General features: G+C 73.8%; 3 protein-coding genes and 1 pseudogene. 1 reads left to right on the forward strand and 3 read right to left on the reverse strand.

Features of this window, described 5'->3' with window-relative positions; translation table 11 throughout:
- The 3 genes from AB7J25_RS30555 to AB7J25_RS30565 form a co-directional block, all read right to left on the reverse strand.
- Positions 1 to 1792, reverse strand: a 1792-nt coding sequence (locus AB7J25_RS30555; protein ID WP_428514849.1) for a xanthine dehydrogenase family protein molybdopterin-binding subunit, incomplete at its 3' end; no start/stop codon positions are given.
- On the reverse strand, positions 1789 to 2280 hold the full coding sequence (locus AB7J25_RS30560) for a (2Fe-2S)-binding protein (protein WP_428514851.1): 492 nt from the start codon (positions 2278 to 2280) through the stop codon (positions 1789 to 1791). The genes AB7J25_RS30555 and AB7J25_RS30560, both read right to left, overlap by 4 nt.
- Positions 2280 to 3158 (reverse strand): FAD binding domain-containing protein, encoded by an 879-nt coding sequence (locus tag AB7J25_RS30565; protein WP_428514853.1) that lies wholly within the window; start codon positions 3156 to 3158, stop codon positions 2280 to 2282. The genes AB7J25_RS30560 and AB7J25_RS30565 overlap by 1 nt, the downstream gene beginning before the upstream one ends.
- Before the next feature lie 185 nt (positions 3159 to 3343).
- Between AB7J25_RS30565 and AB7J25_RS30570 the strand changes: the two are divergent.
- Positions 3344 to 3470 (forward strand): annotated as a pseudogene (locus AB7J25_RS30570) (leucyl aminopeptidase); the annotation flags it as partial.

Genomic DNA, 3470 nt, shown 5'->3' on the forward strand with positions numbered 1-3470 from the left:
CCCGGACCGAGGCCATGCCCTCCACGAGGTCGATGTCGTTCCGGTCGGCCTCGAGCATCGCCGCGGCCAGCCGCAGGAGACGGTCGCGGACCTGCACGGCCGCCTCGCGGATCGAACCGAAGCCGAGGACCGCGCTGCGGCTCGCGTAGGTCCCCATCCCGAAGGTCGAGGTGTCCGTGTCGCCGAAGACGACTCGGACGGCCTCCATCGGCACGCCGAGCTCGTCGGCGGTGACCTGCGCGAGTGTCGTCTCGTGACCCTGCCCGTGGGAGTGCAGGCCGGTCGTGACCGTCACGGACCCGTCGGGCTCGACGGTGACGCTCGCGGTGTCGTAGAAGCCGTTCGGCAGCCCGCCAGCGGCGGCGCTCGCCGTCGCCCATCCGGTCGGCTCGACGAACGGGCTGAACCCGACGCCGAGGAAGCGGCCCTCCTCGCGCGCCGCGCGCTGCCGCTCGCGGAAGTCGACGTAGTCGACGGCGTCGCGCGCCTTCTCCAATGATGCGGTGTAGCTGCCGCCGTCATAGGCCTGGCCGAACGCGGTCGTGTAGACCTCCGGGCCGATCATGTTCTGCAGGCGCAGCTCGACGGGGTCGCGGTCCAGCTCACGCGCGAGCCGGTCGACCGCGGCCTCGCGCGCGAGCTGGCCGGGAACCCACCCGACGCCCCGGACGGCGCCGATGGGGCACTTGTTGGTCAGCGGGTTGTCAATCGCGTACGCGACGTTGCGGACGTCGTAGCAGCTGGTCAGGTACACGCCCGCGACCTGCGAGTCGACCAGGGGCGTGAACGGGATGGAGGAGTACGCGCCGGAGTCGGTGACGAAGTGCCCGCGGAAGGCCGTCATCGTCCCGTCCGCCTTCGCGGCGATCTCCATCGTGCAGAGCATGCCCTTGGAGTGCACGCCCGCCGCCAGGTTCTCCCAGCGGTCCTCGATCCACTTCACGGGCCGGCCCGCGAGCTTCGCCACGGCGGGGACGACGACGTCCTCCGGGAAGATCGTGCACTTCAGGCCGAAGGCGCCGCCGACGTCGGGGGTCCTGATCGTCAGGCGGCCCTCGGGCACGCCGAGCACGGGTGCGACGAGCAGCCGCATCAGGTGTGGCATCTGGGTCGACGCGTGGACGACGTAGCGCCCGCCGGCGCGATCCTCGTACTCCGCGACGATGCCGCGCCCCTCCAGCGGTGCCGCGGTGGAGCGCCCGGAGTGGAACCGCACCCGTACCGCGTGGTCGGCCTCCGCGAAGGCCTTCTCGACGTCGCCGGCGGACTGCTCCAGGTGGGAGATGTTGTTCGTGCCGAGCGCCTCGTCCACCAGCGGGGCGTCCGGTTCGAGGGCCAGCATCGGGTCGAGCACGGGCGGCAGCGGCTCCCAGGCGATGTCGACGAGGTCCCGCCCGTCCTCCGCCAGGTAGGGGCTGCGCGCGAGGACGACCGCGACCGGATCGCCGACGTGCCGCGCGACGTCGGACACGAGCGGCGTCCGGGCGTGCGCCACGATCCCCTCCCGAAGGGGGCCGGTTGCGACCATCGGAGCGAGCCAGGCCAGGTCCGCCGCCGTGTACACGGCGACGACGCCGTCCAGGGCGAGCGCCGCGGACGCGTCGACCGAGACGAGCCGCGCGTGGGCGTGCGGGCTGCGGACGAACGCGGCGTGCAGCATCCCGGGCAGGGTGATGTCGTCGAGGTAGCGCCCGCGGCCGGCGAGCAGCCGCGGGTCCTCCACGCGCTGGACGGGACGGCCGACGTAGCGGGCCGGGCGGGCCTGCGCCTGCTCGGTGTGGTCGAGCGTCATGACCGTGCCCTCCGCGTGTCGGCGGCGCACCGCACGGCCGCCACGATTCCCTGGTAGCCGGTGCACCGGCAGACGTTGCCGGCCAGGTACTCCCGGATCTCGGTGTCGGTCGGCTCGGGGTTCTCGGCGAGGAGCGCCTCGGTGCTCGCGAGGAACCCGGGCGTGCAGAACCCGCACTGCAGGCCGTGCTCGGAGCGGAACGCCTCCTGCACGTCCGAGAGGGCCCCCGGGGGAGCCATGCCCTCGACGGTGCGGACGTCCGCGCCCTCGACCTGGACGGCGAACGTGAGGCAGGACCGCGCGGGACGGCCGTCGACGAGGACCGTGCACGCGCCGCAGACGCCCTGCTCGCAGCCGACGTGGGTGCCGGTCAGCCCGAGGCCGTGCCGCAGGAAGTCGCACAGCAGCGTCCGCGGCTCGGCGATGCCGACCCGCTTCTCCCCGTTCACGGTGATCTCCACCGCGACGGTGCCCTCCCGGGTCTCCATCACGCCTCTCCCCTCGGGTTGGTCGCCGCCTCCAGCACGGCGCGGCGGACCATCGCCGCAGTCGCCTCACGGCGGTAGGTCGCGCTCACGAACGAGTCGTCTGCGACCGTGTCGTCACCGACGTCGGTGAGCGCCACCTGGCCGGCGTCGCCCGCGGCACCCGCGTCGCCGAGCCGGCTGCCGAGGAGCCGCTCCTCGGCGGCGGCCGACCGCAGTGGCCGGGCCGCGACGGCGAAGAGCGCCACGCGGGCGTCGGTGACGACCCCGTCGTCGTCCGTGCGCAGTCGGACGGCCGCCCCGGTGAGCGCGTAGTCGCCGTGGCGGCGGGCGACCTCCGCGAACCCCCAATGCGCTGCGCCGGTGTCCGGGACCTCGACCGACGTGAGCAGCTCGTCGTCGTCCAGCACCGTCGTGTAGTGCCCGAGGAAGAAGGCGTCCGCGGCGACCGGCCGGGTGCCGCCCCGTGCCTGCACCGTGAAGGTCGCGTCCAGGGCGAGCATCACCGCGGGCACCTCGGCGGCCGGTTCGCCGTGGGCGATGGTGCCGCCGACGGTCCCGCGGGCCCGCGTGGCGGGGTGCCCGACGTGCCTCAGCGCGGCCGCGACCAGCGGCCACCGCCGCCGGACCGCCGGGTGGGCCAGCACGTCGGACTGCCGGGTGGTCGCCCCGATCCGCAGGGATCCGTCGGCGGCGATCCCCTGCAGCTCGGCGATCGCACCGATGTCCACGAGGACGGCGGGGCGGGCGAGCCGCATGTTCATCATCGGGATGAGGCTCTGGCCCCCGGCGAGGATCTTCGAGTCCGGGTGGGTGCCGAGGGCGTCGATCGCCTCCGTGGCGGAGGCAGGTCGGAGATAGTCGAAAGTGGCAGGTTTCACGCGTCCTCCATGCCCGCGTCCGGCACGAGTCGAGCTCGGGTTCGCGGTCATGACACCGGGGCCGGGCCCCGGTGCGTGTCCCATCCTGGGACACGCCGACCGGGCCGGATGGGCTGTCATCGGACCGGTGACGCCGCCCCACGGGCTCCCGTCACGCTCGCCCGACCCGAGGGAGCCACATCCCGATGGACCAGAGCCTGTTCAACGACATCTGCCGCCGGCAGCTGGAGCTGTCCGGTGTGCACGAGGGCGAGACGGTCGCGGTGCTGACCCGCGGCGAGGACCGCGCCGCCTACGCCTCGGCGTTCATGT

The sequence above is a fragment of the Pseudonocardia sp. genome, assembly GCF_050246655.1.
Classification (GTDB): Bacteria; Actinomycetota; Actinomycetes; order Mycobacteriales; family Pseudonocardiaceae; genus Pseudonocardia.